Annotated in this window: 22 protein-coding genes; 3 read left to right on the top strand and 19 right to left on the bottom strand. The window is 44.4% G+C overall.

Annotated elements, in window-relative coordinates; translation table 11 throughout:
- Both DR864_RS14270 and DR864_RS14265 read left to right on the top strand, forming a co-directional pair.
- Positions 1-909: a glycosyltransferase family 2 protein gene (locus tag DR864_RS14270; protein ID WP_162793825.1), complete on the top strand. Its 909-nt coding sequence runs from the start codon at positions 1-3 to the stop codon at positions 907-909.
- Positions 910-911: 2 nt separating this feature from the next.
- Complete coding sequence (locus tag DR864_RS14265; protein ID WP_114067612.1) at positions 912-1,694, top strand: class I SAM-dependent methyltransferase; 783 nt, start codon at positions 912-914, stop codon at positions 1,692-1,694.
- Between the two features lie 90 nt (positions 1,695-1,784).
- Here DR864_RS14265 and DR864_RS14260 read toward each other — a convergent pair whose 3' ends face one another.
- The 10 genes from DR864_RS14260 to DR864_RS14215 all read right to left on the bottom strand — a co-directional run bounded on the left by DR864_RS14260 (position 1,785) and on the right by DR864_RS14215 (position 12,910).
- The gene (locus DR864_RS14260; RefSeq protein WP_114067611.1) at positions 1,785-4,163 is read right to left on the bottom strand and encodes a glycosyltransferase; all 2,379 of its coding nucleotides are present in this window, start codon (positions 4,161-4,163) and stop codon (positions 1,785-1,787) included.
- A 3-nt stretch (positions 4,164-4,166) separates the two neighbouring features.
- A complete protein-coding gene (locus tag DR864_RS14255; protein WP_114067610.1) occupies positions 4,167-5,198 on the bottom strand; it encodes a glycoside hydrolase family 130 protein in 1,032 nt (343 codons plus the stop codon).
- A gap of 239 nt (positions 5,199-5,437) precedes the next feature.
- Positions 5,438-5,989 (bottom strand): DUF1003 domain-containing protein, encoded by a 552-nt coding sequence (locus DR864_RS14250; protein WP_114067609.1) that lies wholly within the window; start codon positions 5,987-5,989, stop codon positions 5,438-5,440.
- 31 nt (positions 5,990-6,020) lie between these two features.
- On the bottom strand, positions 6,021-6,368 hold the full coding sequence (locus DR864_RS14245; RefSeq protein ID WP_114067608.1) for a cupin domain-containing protein: 348 nt from the start codon (positions 6,366-6,368) through the stop codon (positions 6,021-6,023).
- Positions 6,369-6,441: 73 nt separating this feature from the next.
- A complete protein-coding gene (locus tag DR864_RS14240; protein WP_114067607.1) occupies positions 6,442-6,666 on the bottom strand; it encodes a hypothetical protein in 225 nt (74 codons plus the stop codon).
- Positions 6,667-6,764: 98 nt separating this feature from the next.
- Entirely contained in the window at positions 6,765-7,325 is a 561-nt protein-coding gene (locus tag DR864_RS14235; protein ID WP_114067606.1) for a helix-turn-helix domain-containing protein, read from the bottom strand.
- Between the two features lie 441 nt (positions 7,326-7,766).
- Positions 7,767-8,102, bottom strand: coding sequence for a hypothetical protein (locus DR864_RS14230; RefSeq protein ID WP_114067605.1), 336 nt, complete (start codon positions 8,100-8,102; stop codon positions 7,767-7,769).
- A gap of 492 nt (positions 8,103-8,594) precedes the next feature.
- Positions 8,595-9,710: a redoxin domain-containing protein gene (locus DR864_RS14225; protein WP_114067604.1), complete on the bottom strand. Its 1,116-nt coding sequence runs from the start codon at positions 9,708-9,710 to the stop codon at positions 8,595-8,597.
- A 141-nt stretch (positions 9,711-9,851) separates the two neighbouring features.
- Entirely contained in the window at positions 9,852-11,150 is a 1,299-nt protein-coding gene (locus tag DR864_RS14220) for a serine hydrolase domain-containing protein (protein WP_114067603.1), read from the bottom strand.
- A 209-nt stretch (positions 11,151-11,359) separates the two neighbouring features.
- On the bottom strand, positions 11,360-12,910 hold the full coding sequence (locus DR864_RS14215; protein WP_114067602.1) for a S10 family peptidase: 1,551 nt from the start codon (positions 12,908-12,910) through the stop codon (positions 11,360-11,362).
- Between the two features lie 118 nt (positions 12,911-13,028).
- Here DR864_RS14215 and DR864_RS14210 point away from each other — a divergent pair, with 118 nt between their 5' ends.
- A complete protein-coding gene (locus DR864_RS14210) occupies positions 13,029-14,033 on the top strand; it encodes a YpdA family putative bacillithiol disulfide reductase (protein ID WP_114067601.1) in 1,005 nt (334 codons plus the stop codon).
- Between the two features lie 102 nt (positions 14,034-14,135).
- Here DR864_RS14210 and gmk read toward each other — a convergent pair whose 3' ends face one another.
- From gmk to DR864_RS14165, 9 genes are all read right to left on the bottom strand, one after another.
- Positions 14,136-14,702: a guanylate kinase gene (gene gmk, locus DR864_RS14205; protein WP_114067600.1), complete on the bottom strand. Its 567-nt coding sequence runs from the start codon at positions 14,700-14,702 to the stop codon at positions 14,136-14,138.
- 3 nt (positions 14,703-14,705) lie between these two features.
- The gene (locus tag DR864_RS14200; protein WP_229598127.1) at positions 14,706-14,996 is read right to left on the bottom strand and encodes a hypothetical protein; all 291 of its coding nucleotides are present in this window, start codon (positions 14,994-14,996) and stop codon (positions 14,706-14,708) included.
- Between the two features lie 138 nt (positions 14,997-15,134).
- Positions 15,135-15,764, bottom strand: coding sequence for a sigma-70 family RNA polymerase sigma factor (locus DR864_RS14195; protein WP_114067598.1), 630 nt, complete (start codon positions 15,762-15,764; stop codon positions 15,135-15,137).
- Between the two features lie 220 nt (positions 15,765-15,984).
- Positions 15,985-16,488 (bottom strand): hypothetical protein, encoded by a 504-nt coding sequence (locus tag DR864_RS14190; protein WP_114067597.1) that lies wholly within the window; start codon positions 16,486-16,488, stop codon positions 15,985-15,987.
- On the bottom strand, positions 16,485-17,333 hold the full coding sequence (gene mreC, locus DR864_RS14185; protein WP_114067596.1) for a rod shape-determining protein MreC: 849 nt from the start codon (positions 17,331-17,333) through the stop codon (positions 16,485-16,487). The genes DR864_RS14190 and mreC overlap by 4 nt, the downstream gene beginning before the upstream one ends.
- Before the next feature lie 93 nt (positions 17,334-17,426).
- Positions 17,427-18,452, bottom strand: a complete 1,026-nt coding sequence (locus DR864_RS14180) for a rod shape-determining protein (RefSeq protein WP_013926777.1) — start codon at positions 18,450-18,452, stop codon at positions 17,427-17,429.
- Between the two features lie 97 nt (positions 18,453-18,549).
- Positions 18,550-19,587, bottom strand: coding sequence for a glycosyltransferase family 2 protein (locus DR864_RS14175; protein ID WP_114067595.1), 1,038 nt, complete (start codon positions 19,585-19,587; stop codon positions 18,550-18,552).
- Positions 19,588-19,926 carry a YbaB/EbfC family nucleoid-associated protein gene (locus DR864_RS14170; protein ID WP_114067594.1) on the bottom strand — a complete coding sequence of 113 codons (339 nt, stop codon included), beginning with the start codon at positions 19,924-19,926 and terminating at the stop codon, positions 19,588-19,590. It abuts the gene before it with no gap.
- 125 nt (positions 19,927-20,051) lie between these two features.
- Complete coding sequence (locus DR864_RS14165; RefSeq protein ID WP_114067593.1) at positions 20,052-22,493, bottom strand: ribonucleoside-diphosphate reductase subunit alpha; 2,442 nt, start codon at positions 22,491-22,493, stop codon at positions 20,052-20,054.
- Positions 22,494-22,585: the final 92 nt, after the last annotated feature.

Below are 22,585 nucleotides of genomic sequence, written 5' to 3'. Positions count from 1 at the left end.
ATGGAGTTCACATATAAAAAAGTGCCTTTAGCGTATTCTCCTGTTTTTTCAATACTCATTCCCTCCTGGAATAACCTCGATTACCTCAAATGTGTGGTAAACAGTATTAGAAAAAACAGTCGATATGAGCACCAAATTATTGTGCATGTCAACGAAGGAAAAGATGGGTCTGAGGACTGGGTTTTAGCGCAGGGAGACATTGGCTATACCAAAAGTAGTCAGAATTCTGGAGTATGCTATGGGTTCAATGCGGCCTCTCATTTGGCAGTAGCAGATTATCTCGTTTTTATTGATGACGACATGTATTTATGTCCCGATTGGGACTTCTTTCTGCTAGAAGAAATAAAGAAGCAGAAAGACGATAAATGGTGCATCAGCGGAACCATGATTGAAGGCTTTGATAAAGGAAATGCCTGTGTGATTGCCGATAAAAACTACGGCACACATCCGTCGGAATTTGATGAAGCAAAATTTTTGTCGGAATACGCCAGCTACCCGAAAGAAGACTGGAACGGCAGCCAGTGGTATCCAATGGTCTTACCGACGTTTGTGTACCGGGCTGTGGGTGGCTTGAGCGTAGAGTTTTTTCCTGGAATGTACAGCGACCCGGATTTTATGATAAAATTGTGGCATTATGGCGTCCGTTTTTATAAAGGAATCGGCAAAAGTCGAGTGTACCATTTTGCGAGCAGAAGCACAGGACGGGTCAAGCGCAACGATGGCCGAACCGAGTTTATCTTAAAATGGGGTTTGAGTAGCAATACATTTTTTAAAAATTACCTCAAAATTGGCCCCAAGTTTTTAGGTACACTGCCCGAGCCCGAAGAAACTTTTACGCTTAAATTTAAAAAACAAATTGATCGATGGAAGGTTAAATTCAAAACCCGTCCTATCGATATTTCCCGATAATTATGCCCAATTACAAAGAGCAAATTAAGCATGTGCCGCATTCCAAAGGCAATGCGTTGGAGTTTATACACCGTTATCTTGCTGAGCACGACGTACGCGAAAAGCGGGTGGTAGATGTATCCGCTGGTTCGGGATATGTGGCAAATCTGTGGCATAATGCAGGGGCAAAGGTCAAGCCTTTTGATAAGCACCCGGATATTCTCAAGAGCGATTCGTTGATTTGTTCGCCCATTGACCTCGACAAAACATTGCCTATTGAGTCAAATACGGCCGATTATGTGTTGTTGATGGAAACCATCGAGCACATTCCTAATCAGACTTTTTTGTTGCAAGAACTTGCCCGTATTCTTAAGCCCAACGGACTCCTGATTATCACAAAACCTAACAATAGCAGTCTGAGTGGGCGTATGGCTAACCTTTTGGTGGAAGCCGAGCGCAGCGACATGTTTTTGTCGAACGAAGCCGAAGTCATTGGCTATGATGATGCCCACCTTTACAATGGCCGGGTGTACCTCTGCAATGTACAGCGGCTGCGTTCGATGGCGGGTTTGGCAGGTTTGCGTTTTCAGAAAGTATATTCTAATCAATTAAGTATCAGCTCGTTGGTTTGGTATTTGTTTCTGGGTGTCTTCCTGCATTTACGCTCGTTTTTGACGTCTCAAAAACTATCCCGCAAGACTACTAACCTGGAGGAAAAGAAAATTCTTCGAGAGCAGCACTTGCTTAATACCAATCAAACGGTGCTGCTCCACAAGCATTTGTGTATTACTTTCAGAAAAGAGTAAACGCGTTAGATGCCCATTCTGGCTCCATAAAGAGAGTCGGCAATTAAAATAGGGTGATAAAGATTAAATTTGGTCAGTGAATCGGCCGCTTTACTGTGGCCGATTCAACTTCAGGGAATATTCTTTGGCGTGCCCAGAAGGAGATTCACTCCTGAAATACTTCTTTACCGTCAGCCGGGCCATCAGGTAGCTCACCGTCGACTCGGCACCTTGGTTGAGGTTTACGTAATTTTCTTCTAGGCCATCATAACAACCACCAGTGCAGGGATTATAGATGATTTGGTTTAGGTGATTGCTGCCCAAAAACCAATCAAACGAGGTGCGCATTTTGCGCAGATACCTTTCTTCCCTAAACACATCATAAAATTTGCTCATTGCCAAAATCGTGTAGGCCACATCAATGGGCTGCTCTCCTCCAGCGACTACCGCGGGGAGTTCTTCACCTTTTTGTAGCCAACTTTTGTTAGAGATGACATTGATTTTGTTTTTTCGGAAGGTTTTTGACAATAGAAAATCAAACGATTCCTTGGCAATTTCTTTATAAGTAATGTTGCCAGTATCCATCCACGCGCACAGCATTGCTTCGGGCAAAATACTGTTGGCGTAGGTAAGATAACTCTCAAACCACCGCCAGTCGTTGCTTGCTTCATGTCTGTACATTTGTACGAGTCGGTTGGCCAGTTGGATAATCAACTCGCTGTTTTTGGGCAGCTTGTTTTTGGTGTTGCTGTAATACAACCCTTTGATTGTGAAGGCCATCGCCCGAGTTGAGTGCATTTTTTCTACGTTCACCAATGCCCGTTTCATGGTTTCTTCTGCCTCGGCCCCCAGCGCTTTGGGGAGGAGATTGCTCATCGAAATCAGATAGCCTAGCGCCCAAATAGCCCTGCCGTTTGAATCGGCGAGGTTGGTTTCGTTGTTTTGTTCCGTAAACGCTTTTTGCTCGTCCACATAATTGAGGAAATTACCGCCGGGTTGCAGGCAATACCTGATGAAATAAAAATATTTGCTAATAGCGGCGACGTCGGTTTCTTCCAGCGTCAATTCAAAATGCTGGCACATGGCCACCATTGCCCGGGCATTGTCATCCAAAGTATATCCAGAGTCGATGTCGGGTTGGTTGATGGTAGCAAACTGAATCATGCCAAAATCGGTAGTCATCTTTTTGACGTGCCCAAGGTTGATTTCGGGTAGGCTATATCTCAGTGAAATCTGGCCATCGTCGATTTTTTCAAACAGCATAGCGTGCGCAATGGCCGCATTTTCCCAGGCAGTAGAAGCCATTCGGTGCAGAGCGTTGGAGCTGATGTTTTTACGCAATTGCTCGTCGGCCAATAAACTGGTGACCGCCGCTGATAATTGGGGTGCGTTTTCGAAGTCAATGATAATGCCGGCGTCATTGCGCAATACTTCCCGGGCGTGCGGAATGGGGGTGGAAATGATGGCGCACCCGCAACTGATAGCGTACGAAAAAGTACCACTGACGGCCTGATTGGGGTCTTTGGACGTAAACAGATATACATCCGTCAGTTGGAGGTATTCCAACAAATCGGGGAGGGGTAAAAAATAATTAACAAACCGAACGTAGGGGCCGAGTTGCAATTTTTCTACCTTCTCTTCTAGCATCTTACGGTACTTTTCCCCTTCGTGTTTTACCACAGATGGGTGGGTTTTACCAATGATTAGAAATAGCACGTCGGGGTTGTGGCCAACGATGGCGGGCAACGCCTCCAACGTGGTTTCGATGCTTTTGCCCGAGCTTAACAGCCCAAAAGTAGAAAGCACTTTTTTGCCTGACAATTGATATTTACGTTTTAATTCTTCCTTGTCGGAGTGTGGTACTAAGTGCGTACCGTGGGCAATGACCGTGATTTTTTCGGAAGGAATATTGTATTCATTGACGAGGATCGTAGCCGAATAATGAGTCATGACGATGATGGATTCCGCAATGACAGCTATTTCTTCCACGTGCCCTTTCAATGAGCCGTTGGGGTGCGGCAACACGGTATGAAAAACAATAATCACGGGTTTGGTCAGCGCTTCCAAAAATTGTTGGAAATCCTTTTCTTTTTTCTCAAAAAAACCAAACTCGTGTTGAACCACCACCATGTGGATATTTGCATCTTCATTGATGGCTTCGGCCAGCTCCGTAAATGCCTTAGGTTGGTCGGTATTCAGTAGGTATTTCGGCGTGTTGGCATAGGTGTGGACTTCACTTTCCGATTCCAAAGGGCAGATTTGGATGTTGAACGAACGTTTGAATTTATGATTCAGCGCTTGCATCAAATCTTGCGAATACGTAGCAATGCCGCATTCGCGGGGAGGAAACGAGGTGATAAATAGAATGTCGGGTAGGGGCGTGGACGTTCCTAGTGCGGAAAAACCAGCTGGGCTATTTTCGGGATATACTTTTTTATTTCTGCCAATCGACAGATAATGGGTGTGGTCTGCTGCTATTTTATCTCTCATGTTTTATTTTTTGTTATGCAACAATTCTTCCAGTAATGCAGGAATATTGACTGAGGCACAGGCAATTTGCTCGTCTGCGGCTCCGTAATAAATATATAGGGTGTCTTCTCTGACAATGGTGCCCGTCGGGAAGCATACATTGTTGACTTCGCCTTTTAGCTCCCAGTCAAATTCGGGTTTGAACAAGGCATAAGGCAGTCGGGCAATTTCCTTTTGAGGGTTTTCCAAATCAAGCAATGCCGCACAGGCTGAATAGACGTATCCTTTGATGGTATCGTGTACGCTGTGGTAAATAACCAACCATCCATGCGCAGTTTCGAGAGGTGGACAGCCGCCCCCGATGTAGCTGATTTCGTGCCGGTATTTTGGCGAAAGCACGATGTGTTGATCAAGGTGTAGAAAATAATTTTGCCAGAATTCGGTCGTAAGTTCTTCTAGTTTTTCTACCGAAACAATCTGGATATCAGGTTTTACACGGTGTAAGAAGTGTAACTTCCCGTTGATTTTTCGGGGGAAAAAAATGACATTTTTGTCCCAAAGCAGCACTTTTTTTCCCTCTTTCTCATGAACGCGCTCGTGCTCATTGTAGCGGAGGTATTTTTCATTGATGATTCCTTTTGACTCGGCAAGGTGACGAAACTCTTCGTACGTAATCTGCGGCGTGATGATGCCCACTTTTTCGAAATGCGGCAATTCTTTCGACACCGACAACGCTCCCAGTGCATTTACGCCGTCATATACGGTATACGTAAGGTAATACAAGTCTTCAATCTTCACAATGCGTGGGTCTTCCAAGCCGTGAGATTCATACTCAAATTGGGGAAAAAGAACGGGTGTGTTCATCCGTTCCCCGACCGTCAGCGGGGTGGTTAGCTTACAGTAGCCGATACTGGAATAGTTTCCCTTGCTTACCGCGCGGTAAAAAAGGTGAATTTCATCACCTTCCTCAATAGCGGCGGGGTTTAAAACACCTTCGTTTTCAAAACCTGATTGCGTTTTCATCAGGAGGATACCTTCTTTGTTTACTTCTATCATGGACTGATTACTAATCGGTTTGGGTTAAAATAAGCTTTTGAATGATTAATTAACAGTATCGCATACGGCCGTAGTCGTCTGGAAATCAATGATTTCTGTCAACCAATGGGGGTGTTTTAAGGTAAGGGTCAATAGGGAGCAAAAAGTACTTTTTTAAGAGGGTAATAGACCCTTAAAAGGAGGCGTTGGCATTAGGAAGTCGTCTAGTCAGACAAAAAGGGAGAAGAAGCCTCGAAGCCCTATTTGGCGTGAAGTTTATCAAGCTTCAGGTTTATTTCTTTCAGCAAATCGAATTGTTTTTCCTGCGTTTCAAAGAGCGTTTTGATTTGTTCTTCCAGCAATAAATCCATTTTTTGTTGTAGGCTTCTGATTTGCATTTCTGCTTTCAGATTAATCAAATAGTCGTTCTCGCTTCTCATCCGGTCCTTTTCTTCTTGGCGATTTTGACTCATCATAATCACCGGAGCCTGCAATGCCGCAATGCACGATAGAATGAGGTTCATCAAAATAAAAGGATACGGGTCAAATTTATAAACCCCGATAGCTATGGCGTTGAACACAATCCAGATACTGAGGATGATGCCAAATAAAATAATGAACCGCCAACTTCCGCCAAACCGCGCAACTTTATCGGAAATTTTTTGTCCCTGAGTCAGTATTTCGAGCGGGGGATTTAAAAGATTATGGATAATAAGTTTCTCAGCCTTCAGGGTGTCCTCGACAATTCGGTGCAGTTTTTTTAGGTGTTCGTTTTCGTCAGATACCAGCCGTTCTACTTCTTTATTATCCATAAAAGGAAATTAATCTACTAAAAAATGCCTTCTAAACGAAGTCTTCGTACCCGCTTTTGATGATGGTCGAAATCATTTTAAAACGTTCGCTTGCCTTGATGGTATTGCGGGTATGGGCAGGTACGATGATGGACTGACCCGTGGCCAGCAAATGAGAGGTGCCGTCAATGATTACTTCTGCTTTCCCGTCAATCACCTGAATGAAGGTATCAAAAGGCGAAATCTTTTCTGCCAATGCCTCTCCAGAATCAAATGAAACAACACTTACATTCCCAGTGGTTTTTTTTAGAATGGTTTTGATGACAACGGAATTAGGTACATATTCAATGATTTCAAGAATAATAAATACACTCGATTTTTCCACTTCTGAATTTTCCAATTGTAACCGATGTTGAGATGAGACCGAAGAGAAAAGCCGTATTTTAAGGATTCGTTTAAGGCGGCGGTAATATCTATGCCTTCTCCGTTTGTCCTTTTTTGATGATGTTAATGACCTCTTCGCGTTTTTTATTCAATCGAAGTTCGACTCGTTTAATCAGTTCGCTCTCTTTACCTGGCTCAAATTTCAGGTCGGCGTCGGTCAGTTGGGCAAATTTATCTTTTAGCAGTCGTGCCATTGAATCCCAATTTCCAGTGATTTTAAATGTTTCTGCGTCTTTTGTTTGTGGTGTGGCCATGGTGTCCAGTTTAACGAAGTGATTGAATTGTCACATAACAAAGGTCGGGAAAATTTAACGCCAAAGCGTTACAGATGTATGTTCCAATCTTACACAAATCACATGTTCTCTAAATTGTCTTTTCGCCTCTTTTTCAGTTGTTTGTAAAAAGAAGGCGAAAGTCCAGTAACCTTCTTAAACTGGTTGGAGAGGTGCGCTACGCTGCTGTAATGAAGTTTATAAGCAATCTCGGTGAGATTGAGTTCGTCGTATAGCAGCAGTTCTTTGACCCGTTCAATTTTATGAATAATGATGAATTGCTGGAGCGTAATGCCTTTCACTTCGGAGAAAATATTGGAAAGGTAAGTGTAATCATAACCCAGTTTTTCGCTGATATAATCGGAATAATTTACTTTGGGTAATTCATCGGAATAATGAATCATTTCCGTAATCACAATTTTTATCTTTTCAATCAGGATGCTTTTTCGGTCGTCGAGCAACTCTAGGCCCGATTTGAGAAGGTTAATTTTGAGTTTCTCGCGTTGTAGTGAGGAAATTTCCTCCAAAATATCCACCATCCCCAAATCTACCGTCACGTACCGTACGCCTAGTTTTTTTAGCTCTTCTTTCACCATCATCTTGCATCGCAGGCTGACCATGTACTTGATATATAGTTTCATACATTTAAATAGATAAACAGCCCGAGTATTGGCAAAGTCACTGCGCTTTTGCTGGTTTTAAGCGCCGTGGAATCGTCTTTGATTATCAAGAAAATGCATTTCTGAAAGAATAAATGACCCGCGAAGCTAGTAGGAAGCCCACGTTTTTAGAGGTCAAACAGCGTTAAGCCGAGAAATGAAGGGTTTAAGCGTAATGTTAGTTGACGTTTAATCAATGTACTTAATTCACCGATAATAAAAAATAGTACCTGCCCGATTTGCCTAAATTTTTTTTGGGTGGCTTTTAACCCACTCACCATAGAAATGGATTTTTGGGCATATCGCTCAGCGGCAGCTTACAATCAGCTGCCGCTGAGCACGTCGGTGGTGGTTGACACAGTCGATGCCTTTGGAATATCCTCGCTAATACTTCTGTGATTTCATTTCTCGGAGAGTTACGATTTAGGAATGAACTAGGCGGGGCATAGGGCGCAGCATAATGTCCAAATCCACCTGGTTTTCGTCGGAAGCAATCTCTGCCTGCAAACGTAAATTTTGAACAATCGCAATCATGGCATTGTCTTCTTGGGCCTGCTCACTAAAACTCAGTTGGCTGTATTTCTTTTGTCGGTTAGGTTCCCAAAAGAACAATTCGGTCTTGGCATCATAAATACCAATCGGAACTCCTCGGCGGTGGCGTGAGAGCTTTTTTAGGGCGTCTTCGGCCTCGGCGCGGGTGTTGAAAGTAAGGTGTTGATGGTGCTTTTTTAGCGTATATAAAACTGAAAAACGGTTCATGTCAGTGGAAATTTTAAATGAAGTGTACAACAACTCAACGGTGAGTTGTTTGAAGTAGGATGCCTGTTTTGAAGGCGGTTTTTAGTTGAATGAATGAGCGCTCAGTGGGCCTTAAGTGTCAATTGAAAAGAGAATCAACGCCTAACGGCAAAGCTGAGAAGTTGAATAAAACTTAGAGGGGGTATCTACCTCTGATTAGTGCTTTAGTGGATGATTTGCCGTTCTATCAAAAGATGGGCAAAAGAGGTAGATATGTATAAAAGAAAGATTTGCTTTCTAAATCCAGAGTAGATTTGTATTACAAATATAAAAGAAATGTTTTGTTATCCAAGTGTATAGACGTTTTTTTTGGATAAAAAGTTTCCTATAGTGTATTTATGACAATCGCTTAAAATATAATTATTTAAAGAATATTTTGTTTTTGAGTTTGCGCCATACGCCCTACAAGCAAAATCCCCAACGTTTTTAGCATTGGGGATTTTGTTTCTTTATTCAATAAAATCGCCCTATCGTCGGGCTTTCTACAATCTTTTTTCGGACTTCGAGGGCATTGATTGCTCCCTGTTTGGTATAAATAACTTTGCCACCAGGCTCAATGATAAGGGTATAAGGCAAGGCTCCTTGCCATTTTGGATCGACGATTTCGATGAATTGATACACATCCATGCCGTCCAAAATATAATTGACGTTGGAGGCTTGCTTAGCTTTGAGGAATTTAAGGGCTTTTTCGCGCTGGGCGGGCTTGTCGGTGGTGATGCTGACAAACTCAAAATCGCGCCCTCGGTACATCCGGTTCATGGTCACAAACTCAGGAAATTCTACAACGCAAGGCCCACACCAGGTGGCCCAAACGTTGATGACGCGGAGCTTGTCGGTGTCGTTTTTTAATAGTTTGCGCAGTCCGTCGGGGTTGATGTTTTCGAGTTTTACTTCTTCTTTGGCCCACTCAGCTTTGCCCCGTTCAATCCAATCCGATTTTTCTTTCCATTTGACGGAGCAGCCAAATGATTTGGTTTTAGGCACTGCCACGGGCTTTCCAGCGAGTAAGGCTTCCACGGCGTCGCGGGCATTATTGACCTTGGGTATTTCGGTGGGTTTTTCTACGTCGTCAAAACGACCCGTATATTGCAACTTGCGACTTTGGTCAAAAATGAAAACGTGAGGAGTAGCCACGGCCCCGTATGCCAATGACGTAATCTGCGTAGCCCCGTCGTAGAGGTAGGGAAAATTATATTTTTTGTCTTTGTACCGAATCTTCATCTCTTCAAATGTGTCGCTCAAATCGGTGTATCCCAGTTCATCCAAACGCACCGCCGACGGGTCGTTGGTAGAGATAGCCACCACTTGTACGCCTTGGGCTTTGTAATCATTGGTGAGGCGAATAATGCGGTCTTCGTAGGCTTGAGCGGTAGGGCAATGATTGCAAGTAAAAATAACAACCAGCACTTTTGCCTTACTGAAACTCGCCAAACTGTACGTTTTTCCGTCGGTGCCCGGAAGCTTAAAATCGGGGGCTTGCGCGCCAATCTCCAGCGTTTTGGGGTCGATGGCATACGCGCTCAGCGTAGCCCAGACGACTGATAAAAGAAAAAAGAATGTCGTTTTCATTGCATTTTTTGGGTTTACTGATTGATTTACAGGATTTGCTCATTGCAGAAGATAGAAGTCAGACGCAAGAAAGTATGATGTTAGATTGACTGAAATGGAATTTTACAACAGACCTCTTACTTCGGCACAATTCGTCAACGATTAATCATCAATAGATTGGTAAATCATTTGTCGAAACAGATTATTGAGATTATCGCTGCTACTTTGCGTTTGTTTCATGATTACACCGATGATTTTTTCTTTGGGGTCAGCAAAATAGTTGGTGTTGAAATACCCGCCCCACTCAAAGGTGCCTTCGCTGCCTTTAGCTCCTTTTTCGGCCCCTGCTTTGTTTAGCAATCCAAACGCCAATCCGTAAGAAGAGTTGGCTTTGTCGCCGCCCAACAGTTCGCCTACCTGATTGCTAAGAATGGTTTCGATGGTTTTACGGCTTAAAAAACGTTTGCCGTTCACTTCTCCACCGTTGAGGTACATCAACAAAAAAGTTGCGTAATCTTTGGCGGTACTCGATAATCCTGCCCCACCCGAAAAGAAAGCCTTCGCACCTTTGACGGGGTATTCGGTGTCATAAAAAGTGTTTGGATAACGTACCCATTGGCCATTTTGTGGTTTTTGAATAGCCACTAAGCGAGTCGCCTTGGCTTCGGGTAAATAAAAATAGGTGTCATTCATGCCCAACGGGTCAAACAATCTTTTGCGCAAAAACTCATCAAAAGGCATTCCCGAGATGATTTCGATGAAATACCCCAGTACATCTAAACCTTCCGAATAAACGTATTTTTCGCCTGGGTGATGGTGCAAAGGTAGTTTCGCGAGCTTCTTGATGTTGTCACTGATTTTGACGGGTTGGGTGGTAAACAAATCCACGATACCTGCTTTGTGATACATGGCCTTGAACCGCTCGTCGCCGTCAATGACACCGTAGCCAAGCCCAGAGGTGTGGGTCAGCAAATGACGAATCGTGATTTCAGACTTGACGGGTTCGGTGGTGTAGGTGCTATCCAAAAACTTAAAATTTTTCAGCACCGTTTGATTCTTAAATTCAGGAATGTATTTGGAAATCGGGTCGTCTAATTGAAATTTCCCTTCTTCCCAGAGCATCATCACTGCCGTGGAAGTGATGGCTTTGGTCATGGAAGCGATTCGAAAAATATCGTCACGTTTAAGCGGACGGTTAGATTCATTGTCGGCCATGCCGAAGGCTTTATGGTAAACAATCTTTCCGTTGCGAACCACAATCGCGGCTACGCCTGGCACCGTTCCTTGCATTACGGCATTTTGTAAAACACCATCCATACGGCTGAGTCGCTCGGAGGATATCCCCACGGTTTCGGGGGTGGCATCGCCCAAGGCGGGCGAGTTTTTGATGGATTTTGTTTGAGCAGTGGCCTGCGCTAAACCAATAAAAAGAAAAGGAAGAACGAGTAAAGGGGACTTCATAGTGAATACTAAATAGGTACAACACTATCAAGCAATTACGGGCCAAATTTTACTGATTATGTGGATAAAAGTAGATTTATTGTTGATAACTCCACAAAACGAAAGAGACGTGAAACTCACGTCTCTTTCGTGACACCGTAGGGGCAGGCTTCACGTCTGCCCGCTTTGTTAGATACCGGGCAGACGTGAAGCCTGCCCCTACATTGTTATTAATATTTGGCTGGTTGTCCGGGTTTAGGCAAAGATTGTTTGATAAACTGACGAATGTCTTCGTTGCCCGTTTGAAGGTCTTCTTTGCGGAGGTACATCATGTGGCCGCTGCGGTAACCTTTCCAGCTCATGCGGTCTTTGAGTTTGCCGCTTGGGTCCATTTGCCACATGTTGTACTTGGCGTTGAAGTAATCGCATGCGCCATCATAATAGCCCGACTGTACCATCACGTGCAGGTATGGATTTTGGGCCATGGCCTGACGCAGGTTTTCGGCCGATTGGTCGCCACTGCGGTCCCACGGATTCACGGGGCCAAACATGTAGTATTTCATATCTGTTTTGTAATTCAACTCATTGCGCAAATAGATGTTGATGGCGGGGGTGAAGGAATGCAGCCAAGACGTCAGCTCGGAATTAAAATCTGGCCTGTCGCCCACATCTTGCCTGTCGATTCCCTTATACCGCGAATCCAAGCGGCCAACGGTAAATCCTTTGTCGCGTAATAGTTCTTTCCAGAAATAACTCGTTGGTACGTCAAAATTACTCTGTAAAATCACTTTTTCGGAAATGCCCGAATACCGCGCCATTTTGGCGGCAATCTCTTTTCGTTTGGCATCTTCCAAAAATCCGCCTTTGCTAATGGCTGGAAGCAACTCATTGATGGTGAAGTTTTCTACTTCGGGCAGCATGTCGGTCAAATCTTTTTGCTGCAAATCAGGGCTCAACGCTTTGTGGTACCAAGCCGTAGCAGCATAATACGGCAGTCGCAGCGCAGATTCTGACACCTCGCCGCGTTCGATGCCGAGCGTGGTAGGAGAGACTAGAATCACCCCATTGAGGTACATCCATTGTGAGCTTTGGAGTTCGAGCGCCAATCCAGATACGCGCGTGGTGCCGTAGCTTTCGCCGATGAGGTATTTAGGCGACGCCCAGCGGTTGTTGCGGGTTACAAAAGTCCCGATCCATTCGGCGAGGTACTTAATATCGGCGCGAACGCCAAAGAATTTTGAGCCGGGAACGTCTTTGCTCGTAGGCCGTGAATAACCAGTGTTGACGGGGTTTACGAATACAATATCCGCTACATCCAAAATAGAATAAGGATTTTCTTTGATACCGTAAGGTTGAACGGGATAACCTTCATCGTCGATGTTGAGCAATCGCGGTCCAGTGTACGCAATGTGCATCCAAACAGCCGCCGAACCGGGGCCGCCGTTGAACGAAATGACCAAAGGCCGCGTGGTGCGGTCTTTGACGTCAGACCTTTCGTAGAAGGTATAAAACAAACCCGCAATGGCTTTGCCGTCTTCGTCCCACACGGGCATGGTGCCAGTGGTGGCTCGGTAAGGAATCTTTTGGCCTTTGATGGTGGTCTCGTGGTCCGTGGCTACAAACGAATCGGGGTTGAAAGTCAGGTTATTGGAAGATTTTTCTTCTTTGACAGGCGCGGCGGCGGGAGCATTGGTTGGGGCTGGGGCCGAAGGGCGTTGTTGGGCGTTAGTAAGAATACAGCTACAGGATAAAACAATGGCAAGAAGCAACGGGTTTTTCATACAGGAATTTAGTTTTGAAGTGAATTTTTCGGGGGAAATAAGGTGTTATGAAATGGAACGGTTTAGACTTAGCGCATTAGTGATGCAATAATACGAACATTTATCATTTTCTTCTTTTATGCAAGTATACGACGTATTAATTATAGGCGCAGGGCCGTGTGGATTGGCCGTAGGAATTGAAGCGGCAAAAGCAGGGTTGAGCCACCTCATTTTAGAAAAAGGCAGCATTACGGAGTCTATCCGGCGCTACCCCAAACGGATGCGGTTTTTCTCAACCGCCGAAAACATCGAAATTGGAGGGATTCCCTTTCCCATTTCTGAAGTCAAAGCCAATCGGAGTGAAGCGTTACAATATTACCGTAAGGTCGCGGGTTATTATCATCTGAATTTCAAACTTTTTACGGAAGTTACGCAGGTGGCAAAACAAAACGATTTGTTTGAAGTGCAAACTGCCAAGGGTGAAACCTATCATGCTCGTAAAGTAATCATTGCGACTGGTTATTTTGATTTTCCGCGTCATTTGGGAATTCCTGGGGAAAATTTGTCGCACGTTACTCCTTATTATGACGAACCTTTCTTATATTCGTTCTCCAAAGTTGTTATTGTAGGCGCAGCCAATTCGGCGGTTGAAGCGGCTCTAGAATTGTACCGTCACGATGTCGACGTCACGATTGTTCACCGGGGGGAAGATTTTCGCCCAACGGTCAAATATTGGCTCGTCCCAGATGTGAAAAATCGCGTGCGGGAAGGAAAAATCAAAACACGGTTTAACAGCCTCACCACCGCCATTGAACCCAAACGCGTTCAAATCGAAAATGTAGAGACGGGAGAATCCGAATGGATTGATGCCGATTTTGTGTTGATGTTGATTGGCTATGTTCCAGATGGGGCCTTGTTACAACGTTGCGGTATAGAACTAACCCAGCCAAGCATGGTGCCCGTTTATGACCCTGAAACGTTTGAAACCAATGTAGCGGGCCTTTATTTATGCGGTACGGTGGTGGCAGGAATCCACACCGAAAAAGTATTCATTGAGAATGGCCGAGAACATGCAGCGGCAATTATCGACCACATTGCGGGGCGTAAAATCCGCCAGGTAAAAGAATTAATTGAAAGAATATAAGTCAAGTTTATTTGTTTGCAAGAACACCCCTATTAGTCAGTAACAGGAAAAGCCGGAGATGTCTCCGGCTTTTCCTGTTATAATCGTAGTTATAATTATAATTTATCCTAGAAAGTTTTCTACCAATTCTTCCGCTTTTATAAGGGCTGTTTCGAGTTGGTCGTTGACCAAAATTACATCGAATCGGTCTTGAAACGACATTTCAAATTTTACTTTAAAGAGCCGCTTTGAAAGACTGTCTTCGGTTTCGGTGCCGCGCATCATGAGGCGTTCTTTGATTGCTTCTTCGCTGGGGGCTTTTACAAAAATGGCAAGGGCACGTTCTCCAAAGTATTCTTTGAGTTTGAGGCCTCCTTTTACATCTACGTCAAAAATTACGTGTTTTCCTTCGGCCCACAAACGCTCAATTTCTGATTTTAAGGTTCCGTAATAGCCACCTGGATACACTTCTTCCCATTCCACAAACTCATTGTTATCAATGCGTTGTTTAAAATCATCGGGTGTAAGAAAATAATAATCTTTTCCGTGCACTTCATTTCTGCCGCGGCGGTCGCGGGTGCAGGCCGAAATCGAAAAACCCAGGTTGTTGTACTTTGAGAGTAAGTGTCGTACGATGGTTGTTTTACCAGAACCAGACGGAGCAGAGAAGATGATGAGCTTTCCTTCCAAAACTTAGGCGGTGATGTTTAATTTTGCTTTGATTGCCTGTACGAGATTATCGGGGCAGAGTCGTTTATCGACCTTCGCCTGAAGGGATTCTTTAACGCACTTTTCGAGGTGGTACATTTTGATGCAGTGAAGGCAATCATCCATGTTTTCCCTGAAGTGTTCCTTCTCGGCTTCTGAAGCTTCTCCATCCAAAACAGCCTGAATTTTTTTCAGACACTCTGCGTGGTGTTCGCAGTACTGTTTTTGAGGCTTCCTCGTTTCATTGTTCTCACTAGCGGAGGCTGACGAATGCATATCCAATAACATTGCAAAGGTTCAATTTTTTCTTTGAATCTTACTATTAAGTTGTCTTTACTTAGAATGAATTTTCATCAAAAAAAGTTCAAAGACATAGCTTGAAAAAATTGGATATCACTCAATGCCGTCCTTAAATCAATCCTCGTCGGTGTCGTACCCCATTGAGGAAGCGTACACTTTGAGCTTATCTTTAAGGAGATTCCGTGCGCGGTGCAAACGAGAACGAACGGTGCCAATCGGAATATCCAGAATCTTAGCCATTTCTTCGTACGTAAATCCTTCAATGTCGCAAAGGATAATGACAGTACGAAAATCGACGGGCAATGAATTGAGCGCAGTGGCTACTTCATCGCCAATCATGTCTTGAACAGTTTCGACGCGTAAGTCGGTGGTGTGGTCGACTTCGGCAGCTTCTTCCGAGTTGTAGGTTGTTTCTACTTCTTGGTAATCTACCTTCGACGGCTCTTTGCTCCGCTTACGATAATCATTGATAAAACTGTTTTTCAGGATTCTGAACAACCACGCTTTTGCATTAGTTCCCCGCTCAAAGGAAGAAATAAAACGGAAAGCTTTTAAATAGGTATCCTGGACGAGATCGTTGGCGTCATCTTCGTCCATTGTTAGCCTAAAGGCAAAGTTATACATGGAGTTTATGTGGGGCATAAACTCACGATTGAATATATCGTTCTTCTCAGCGTCGTTATAAGACGTTTCTGAGGAGGCTAGGGGTATTTCTTCGATTTCTTCTGACATAATGACTGACATGGCTGCCGTAAATTTACGAATTTTAGCAAACGACCCACCTTCCGCGCAACTCTTCTTTCACCAATCAACAAAAACCCCTCATGAAAGGTTATTTTTTTAGGATTAGCTGTAGAACAACTTGCCCATAATTAGCTGATATAATATACGACAAAAATTATTCCAACGAAAATAAATAATTCGATTTTTAGACAAAATGTCAGAAGTGAGGCTGTTTTTTCCCCTAACGAGAAAAAAGTTGCGTGAGCAAAATGGTCAGGGTAGTAAATAAAATACTGCAAACTATCTTTAAAAGGGTATAAGGCAGTAAGCTGAGGCTTCCCGCTTCTACAAAGAACAAAAGTAGATGATGAACCGAAACCAGTATGAGGGTGTAAGACAAAAAGGCAGGGAGGCCAAGCCCCTTCAATGAAAGTTCTAAGCGCCCTTCTGAGAGCTTTTGAGCAAACTGGTAGCGAATGATAATCGGGCGTAAATAGGCCACAAAAACGGCCGTGGCAGCATGGAGGCCGAGGGTATTGTCAAATGAATCAACGGCTACGCCCGTTGCAAAACCGATGAGTAGCAGGCCCGTTAGGTTGATTTCCTGCGGTAAAAACAGAATTGCACCTACATAAATAAAGCAAAATGCATAGTCAAACAATACCAAGTGGCGGGCTACAAATATATGCAGTAGCACGTACACTAACCATCTTAAGGCACTGCGAACTATTTCGTTTGGATTCATTTACGTTTATTAATAAGGCTTTCCTGAAGGGATTGTTGTTTTTCTGAAAGCTTGTTATCTACCAAATACACATAGGAGACTTTGGAGAAGTCGGTTGCTAGTTGTAAGTCAATCTCAAAAAATGCCTGGTCTGGAGCCACTTTAAAGCTTTTGATATATCCTACAGGTACGCCAGGCGGAAATACGGCGTTGTAGTCAGACGTGACGGCGGTGTCTCCTTTGCTGATGGGTTTGTAGCGTGAAATATCCTTTAACTGGATGATAGAAGGAATACTATTGTTTTCCCATTCAGCATTTCCATTTTCACCACTTCGCAGGAGTTTTGTTGAAATCATGTATTGCGAATGCAAAATGGACGTAATGACCGAAAAATGTTCGTTACAAGATTTTACTTTTCCTACGACACCTGTCGATGAAATCACCCCCATACCTACTTTGACACCATCGGCGTAACCTTTGTCGATGGTCAGGTAATTGTCGGCGCGGTGGGTACTGTTGTCGATTACTTTGGCAATCGTCACAAACTTATATCGGGAAGCAAAGGCTGAATCGGCTTTATAGCCCACGGGAGCATTGCTGGGATTGAGCTGTTGCATGGCCGTCACGCGTTCATTCAAGCGCCGGTTTTCCTCGGCCAATGCCTCGTTTACTTGCCTGAGGTTGGTGTATTCTCGTAGGGTGTTTGAAGTTTCTAATGCCCTTGCATTTAGCGAGTTAGCGGTGTTGAAGTATTCTACACTCCAATAGTTATTGTTATTGACGAGCAACCAAAAACTAAACACCTCAAGCAAAACAAAGAGGATAAAGTTACGATTACGGGCAATAAACTCAAAGAGTTGGAGCATTGTTTACGCAGGAGTGAGAATGTAGAAGCGAGGAGTGAGAATGGAAAAAACTCACCGCAGCAGCGGCCGCTCCTCACTCCTTGCTCCTAACTTCTATTGAATTAATACCGACTTATACAATTCTAAGTTTTTCAGGATTTCACCCGTACCCTTCACAACGGCCTTGAGCGGGTCGTCGGCGACGTGGATTGGCAGCTTAGTTTTGGTGGCCAATCGTTTGTCGAGGCCGTGCAAAAGCGCACCGCCGCCAGTCAAGTGAATACCATTGGTGTAAATATCGGCCGAAAGTTCAGGAGGGGAAATTTCAAGGGCTTTCATCACGGCTTCTTCGATTTTGGAAATCGATTTATCCAAGGCATACGCAATTTCGCTGTAGGTAACTTTGATTTCTTTCGGAATCCCAGTCATCAAATCGCGGCCCCGAATTTCAAAGTCAGCAGGAGGATTATCAAGTTCTGGAAGGGCCGAGCCTACTTCAATTTTGATTTGCTCCGCCGAACGCTCACCAATCAGCAAATTGTGCTCGCGGCGCATGTAATCCACAATGTCTTTGGTGAAAACATCACCAGCAATCCTAATGGACTGTTCACATACAATACCTGAAAGGGCAATAACGGCAATTTCGGTTGTTCCACCACCAATATCCACAATCATGGTACCGTTGGGCTGTGTAATATCGATACCGATACCAATTGAGGCCGCAATGGGTTCATGTACCATATAAACTTCCTTCGCGCCTGCGTGTTCTGCCGAGTCTTTTACGGCTCGTTTTTCTACTTCTGTAATACCCGATGGAATACAAATGACCATTCGGTGTGAAGGCGTGAAGAAGCGATTGTTGGGCGTAATCATCTTGATCATCCCACGAATCATTAATTCCGCAGCGGTAAAGTCGGCAATAACACCGTCTTTTAACGGGCGTATGGTTTTTATATTTTCATTGGTCTTTTCGTGCATTTGCATTGCTTTGTGACCAATCGCCAACACCTTCCCGTTATTCTTGTCCAAAGCAATGATAGATGGCTCATCCACAACGATTTTGTCTTTGTGAATAATCAGCGTGTTCGCTGTTCCTAAATCTATTGCAATCTCGCTCGTTAAAAAATCAAATAATGCCATGTTGTTTGCTTTCGCAGATTGACTAAAATTTAATGAGCCGCAAAATTAAAGGATTTTATCGGCTTTTTGACAGAATACAAAGCAAGTATTTTTTTGATTAAAGCCTTGAAAATGAGTCGAAGGTTTTACACCCTTTTACAAAATACGCCCAAATGATGCTCTTAGAAGAGATTGGGAGTGTTTGACGGCTATTTGTTTGGGCGATTTCCCGCTGAATCCGACGGCGTTTTTGGGGAAGTTCACCCAAAATCCACCTATAAAATGCAAAATGAGCTCTTACAATGGCCCATATATCTCGCCATTGACCATGCGGCAAATAACGAATTGATGAAACCCCGTCTAAAATAAGCCTCAAAAAGATAGTAAACCAGATACGATTGGCGGGCAGATTCTTATAGAGCATGGCCAAACTGTTGCGGTAATTGAGGAAGGTCTTGAAAGGGCTAGAAGGAGGAAGGGTGCCGCCGCCTACGTGATAAACCACCGATTGCGGACAGCAATATACGTGATACCCTGCCGAATGCAGCCGCCAACAAAGGTCAATTTCTTCCATGTGGGCAAAAAAATCCTCGTCAAATCCGCCCATTTCGTGAAAAAGCTTGGACCGAATCGCCAAAGCCGCGCCCGACGCCCAGAAGATAGGGACGGTGGTGTCGTACTGGCCCGTGTCGGTCTCGTTGTGGTAAAATATACGCCCACGACAGTACGTGTACCCGAGCCAGTCGATATAGCCTCCTGCGGCCCCTGCGTACTCAAATTGAGTTTTGTCATGATGGGCCAATAGTTTGGGTTGACAGGCCGCAATTTGAGGATTTTGGTCCAGCAGGTTGACGATGGGAGTCAGCCAGTGAGGGGTGACTTCAACATCAGAATTGAGGAGGATGTAATACTCGGCAGAGATGTTTTTCAGGGCGCGATTGTAACCGCCAGCATACCCATAATTTTTGGGTAAAATAATCGTTTTTACAGTCGGAAAATTTTGCTCTACCCAACTCACCGAACCGTCTGTAGAGGCGCTGTCGGCAACATATATCGCGGCGGATTTGGTATATTTAACAACAGACGGGAGAAACTTCTCTAAGAAGTTTCTCCCGTTATAATTAAGAATGACGAGGGCTACTTTGTCGATTGGCATTTACTTCATAAACTTACTCAAATCCAATCCAGGGATGTTGGGCAAAACGCCTTCCGTAGATTGCTGAATGTGAACTTTGATTTGGTCCTCGATATTTTCCAAAGCCCGATTAATGGCCGCAGTAATCAAATCCTGCAACATTTCGCGGTCTTCTGGCTTCATCAAATCGGGGTCGATGGTAAGGCTTACGACTTGTTTGCGCCCATTTACTGTTGCTTTTACGAGACCTGCACCTGTTTCGGCCGACTCGGTCAATTGCCCAAGGCCTTCTTGGGCCTCCTTCATTTTGGCTTGGAATTCTTTGACTTTTCCAAGCATTCCCATCATATCTCCAAACATAATTTTTGGGGGCTAAAACGTGTAATTTTTAGGGCGCAAAGATACATAAAAATAACAGCAGGCAATCAATTGTGTACAAAGATACAACGATTGATTGCCTGCTGTTGGGGTGTGATCAGTAAGGATTATTTCTCGCCTTCTTTCTGTTCTGGCTTATCAAGCACATACTGACTTTCAGATTGACTGTCGCGGGCGGCTGCCTGAGGTGCATTGTCCTGAGCGTATTTTTCGTAGTTCAGTTCTTTCTCCTCAACGGCAGTAGTGACGGGCTCCAGAACGGCTTCGGCATTTTTCTCGACCGTAATTTTAACTGCATCAACGGCAGCTTGCGTACGGAGGTAATACATTCCCGTCTTGAGTCCTTTTTTCCACGCATAGAAGTGCATGGAAGTCAGTTTGCCGTAGTTGGCATTATCCATGAAAATATTGAGCGATTGGGATTGGCAGATGTAGGCACCTCGGTCGGCGGCCATATCTACAATGGTCTTTTGTTTAATTTCCCAAGCGGTTTTGTACAGTTCTTTGAGGTTGGCAGGTACTTCTTCGATTTTCTGTACCGAGCCGTTGTGGGCCATGAGTTTATTTTTCATGGAATCGTTCCACAAACCTTCTTTTACGAGGTCTTTCAGAAGGTATTTGTTGACAACGATAAATTCTCCCGACAATACCCGACGAACGTAAAGATTGGACGTAAATGGCTCAAAACACTCATTGTTCCCCAAGATTTGGCTGGTTGAAGCCGTTGGCATTGGAGCCAATAGTAGAGAGTTGCGGACGCCAAATTTAACCACCTCTTTGCGCAATTTATCCCAATTCCAACGGCCGCTTTTTGGCGTTACATTCCACATATCAAATTGGAAAATACCCTGTGAAATCGGCGAACCTTTCCATGTTTCGTATGGCCCTTGCGTTTTGGCCAATTCCATTGAAGCCACCAATGCACCGTGGTAGATGGTTTCGTGAATGTCTTCGTTGAGGCGGCGTGCTTCTTCTGATTCGAAAGGCATACGCATCATCAAAAATGCATCCGCAAGACCCTGAATACCAATACCAATGGGGCGGTGGCGCTTGTTGCTACGCTCGGCTTCGGGCACTGGATAGTAGTTGAGGTCAATGATTTTATTGAGGTTTTTCGTCACTACTTTTGTAATGTCGAACAACTTCTCGTGGTTGAAATGCAAAAATCCGTCTTCTCCCTGTTCCACAAATTTTGGCAACGAGATAGAGGCAAGGTTACACACTGCCACTTCGTCGGGAGAGGTATATTCCATGATTTCGGTACACAAGTTTGACGACTTAATGGTACCCAAATTCTTCTGGTTGGACTTACGGTTGGCGTGGTCTTTGTAAAGCATGTATGGGGTTCCCGTTTCGATTTGGGACTCCATAATGGCAAACCACAAGTCCTGGGCTTTGATGGTTTTGCGGGCTTTGCCTTCACGCTCGTATTTTTCGTACAATTGTTCAAATTCGTCGCCGTAAGTATCCGCTAATCCTGGGCACTCGTGCGGGCAAAGCAACGACCATGTATCATTTGCTTCGACGCGCTTCATGAACAGGTCAGGAATCCACATGGCATAGAACAAATCGCGGGCGCGCAATTCTTCTTTTCCGTGGTTTCTCTTTAGGTCCAAAAACTCAAAAATATCGGCGTGCCAAGGCTCCAAATAAATGGCAAAAGAACCTTTGCGTTTTCCGCCGCCTTGGTCTACATAACGAGCTGTATCATTGAATACCCGAAGCATCGGCACAATACCGTTTGAAGTACCGTTGGTGCCTTTGATGTAGCTTCCCGTAGCGCGGATATTGTGAATGCTCAAACCAATACCACCCGCCGATTGTGAAATCAACGCGCATTGTTTGAGGGTATCGTAAATGCCGTCAATGCTGTCGTCTTTCATGGTAAGTAAGAAACAGCTCGACATTTGGGGCTTGGGAGTACCTGCGTTGAACAGGGTCGGGGTGGCGTGCGTAAACCAACGCTCCGAAAGGAGGTTGTAGGTTTCAATGACGGAGTCAATATCCTCCAAGTGAATCCCCACCGCTACGCGCATGAGCATGTGTTGAGGGCGTTCGGCAATCTTGCCGTTCACTTTCAACAGGTACGATTTTTCGAGGGTTTTGTATCCAAAATAGTCGTAACCATAGTCGCGGTCGTAGATGATGGTTGAATCCAGTAAGGCGGCGTGTTTACGAATAATATCGTGTGCTTCTTTTGAAATAAGCGATGCATTTTCCCCAGTTTTTGGGTCTGTGTACGTGTAAAGCTGCTTCATGGTCGCCGAAAATGATTTCAGCGTGTTTTTGTGAAGGTTTGAAATAGCAATACGGGCTGCCAGAATAGCGTAATCGGGGTGCTTAGTGGTCATAGAAGCGGCCGTTTCGGCGGCTAAAACATCCAACTGTGCGGTTGTGACGCCATCAAAGATGCCTCCTACTACTTTCTTGGCTACTTCAATCGGCTGAACATAAAGTGCGTCTAAGCCGTAGCACAATTTTTCGATGCGAGAGGTGATTTTGTCAAACTTGACCGATTCCCGGCGGCCATCACGTTTTATAACATACATAGACTTAAGAAATTATATGGGGTTAGCGATACCTTAGTTTGTGTTCTTTCTGAAAAATATAGTGCTTATTCGAGGGAGGCGATAATTGTTTC

This window comes from Runella rosea, from assembly GCF_003325355.1.
GTDB lineage: Bacteria > Bacteroidota > Bacteroidia > Cytophagales > Spirosomataceae > Runella > Runella rosea.
Note: the sequence above shows the minus strand (reverse complement) of the source record. Positions and strands in the feature narration are given on the sequence as shown.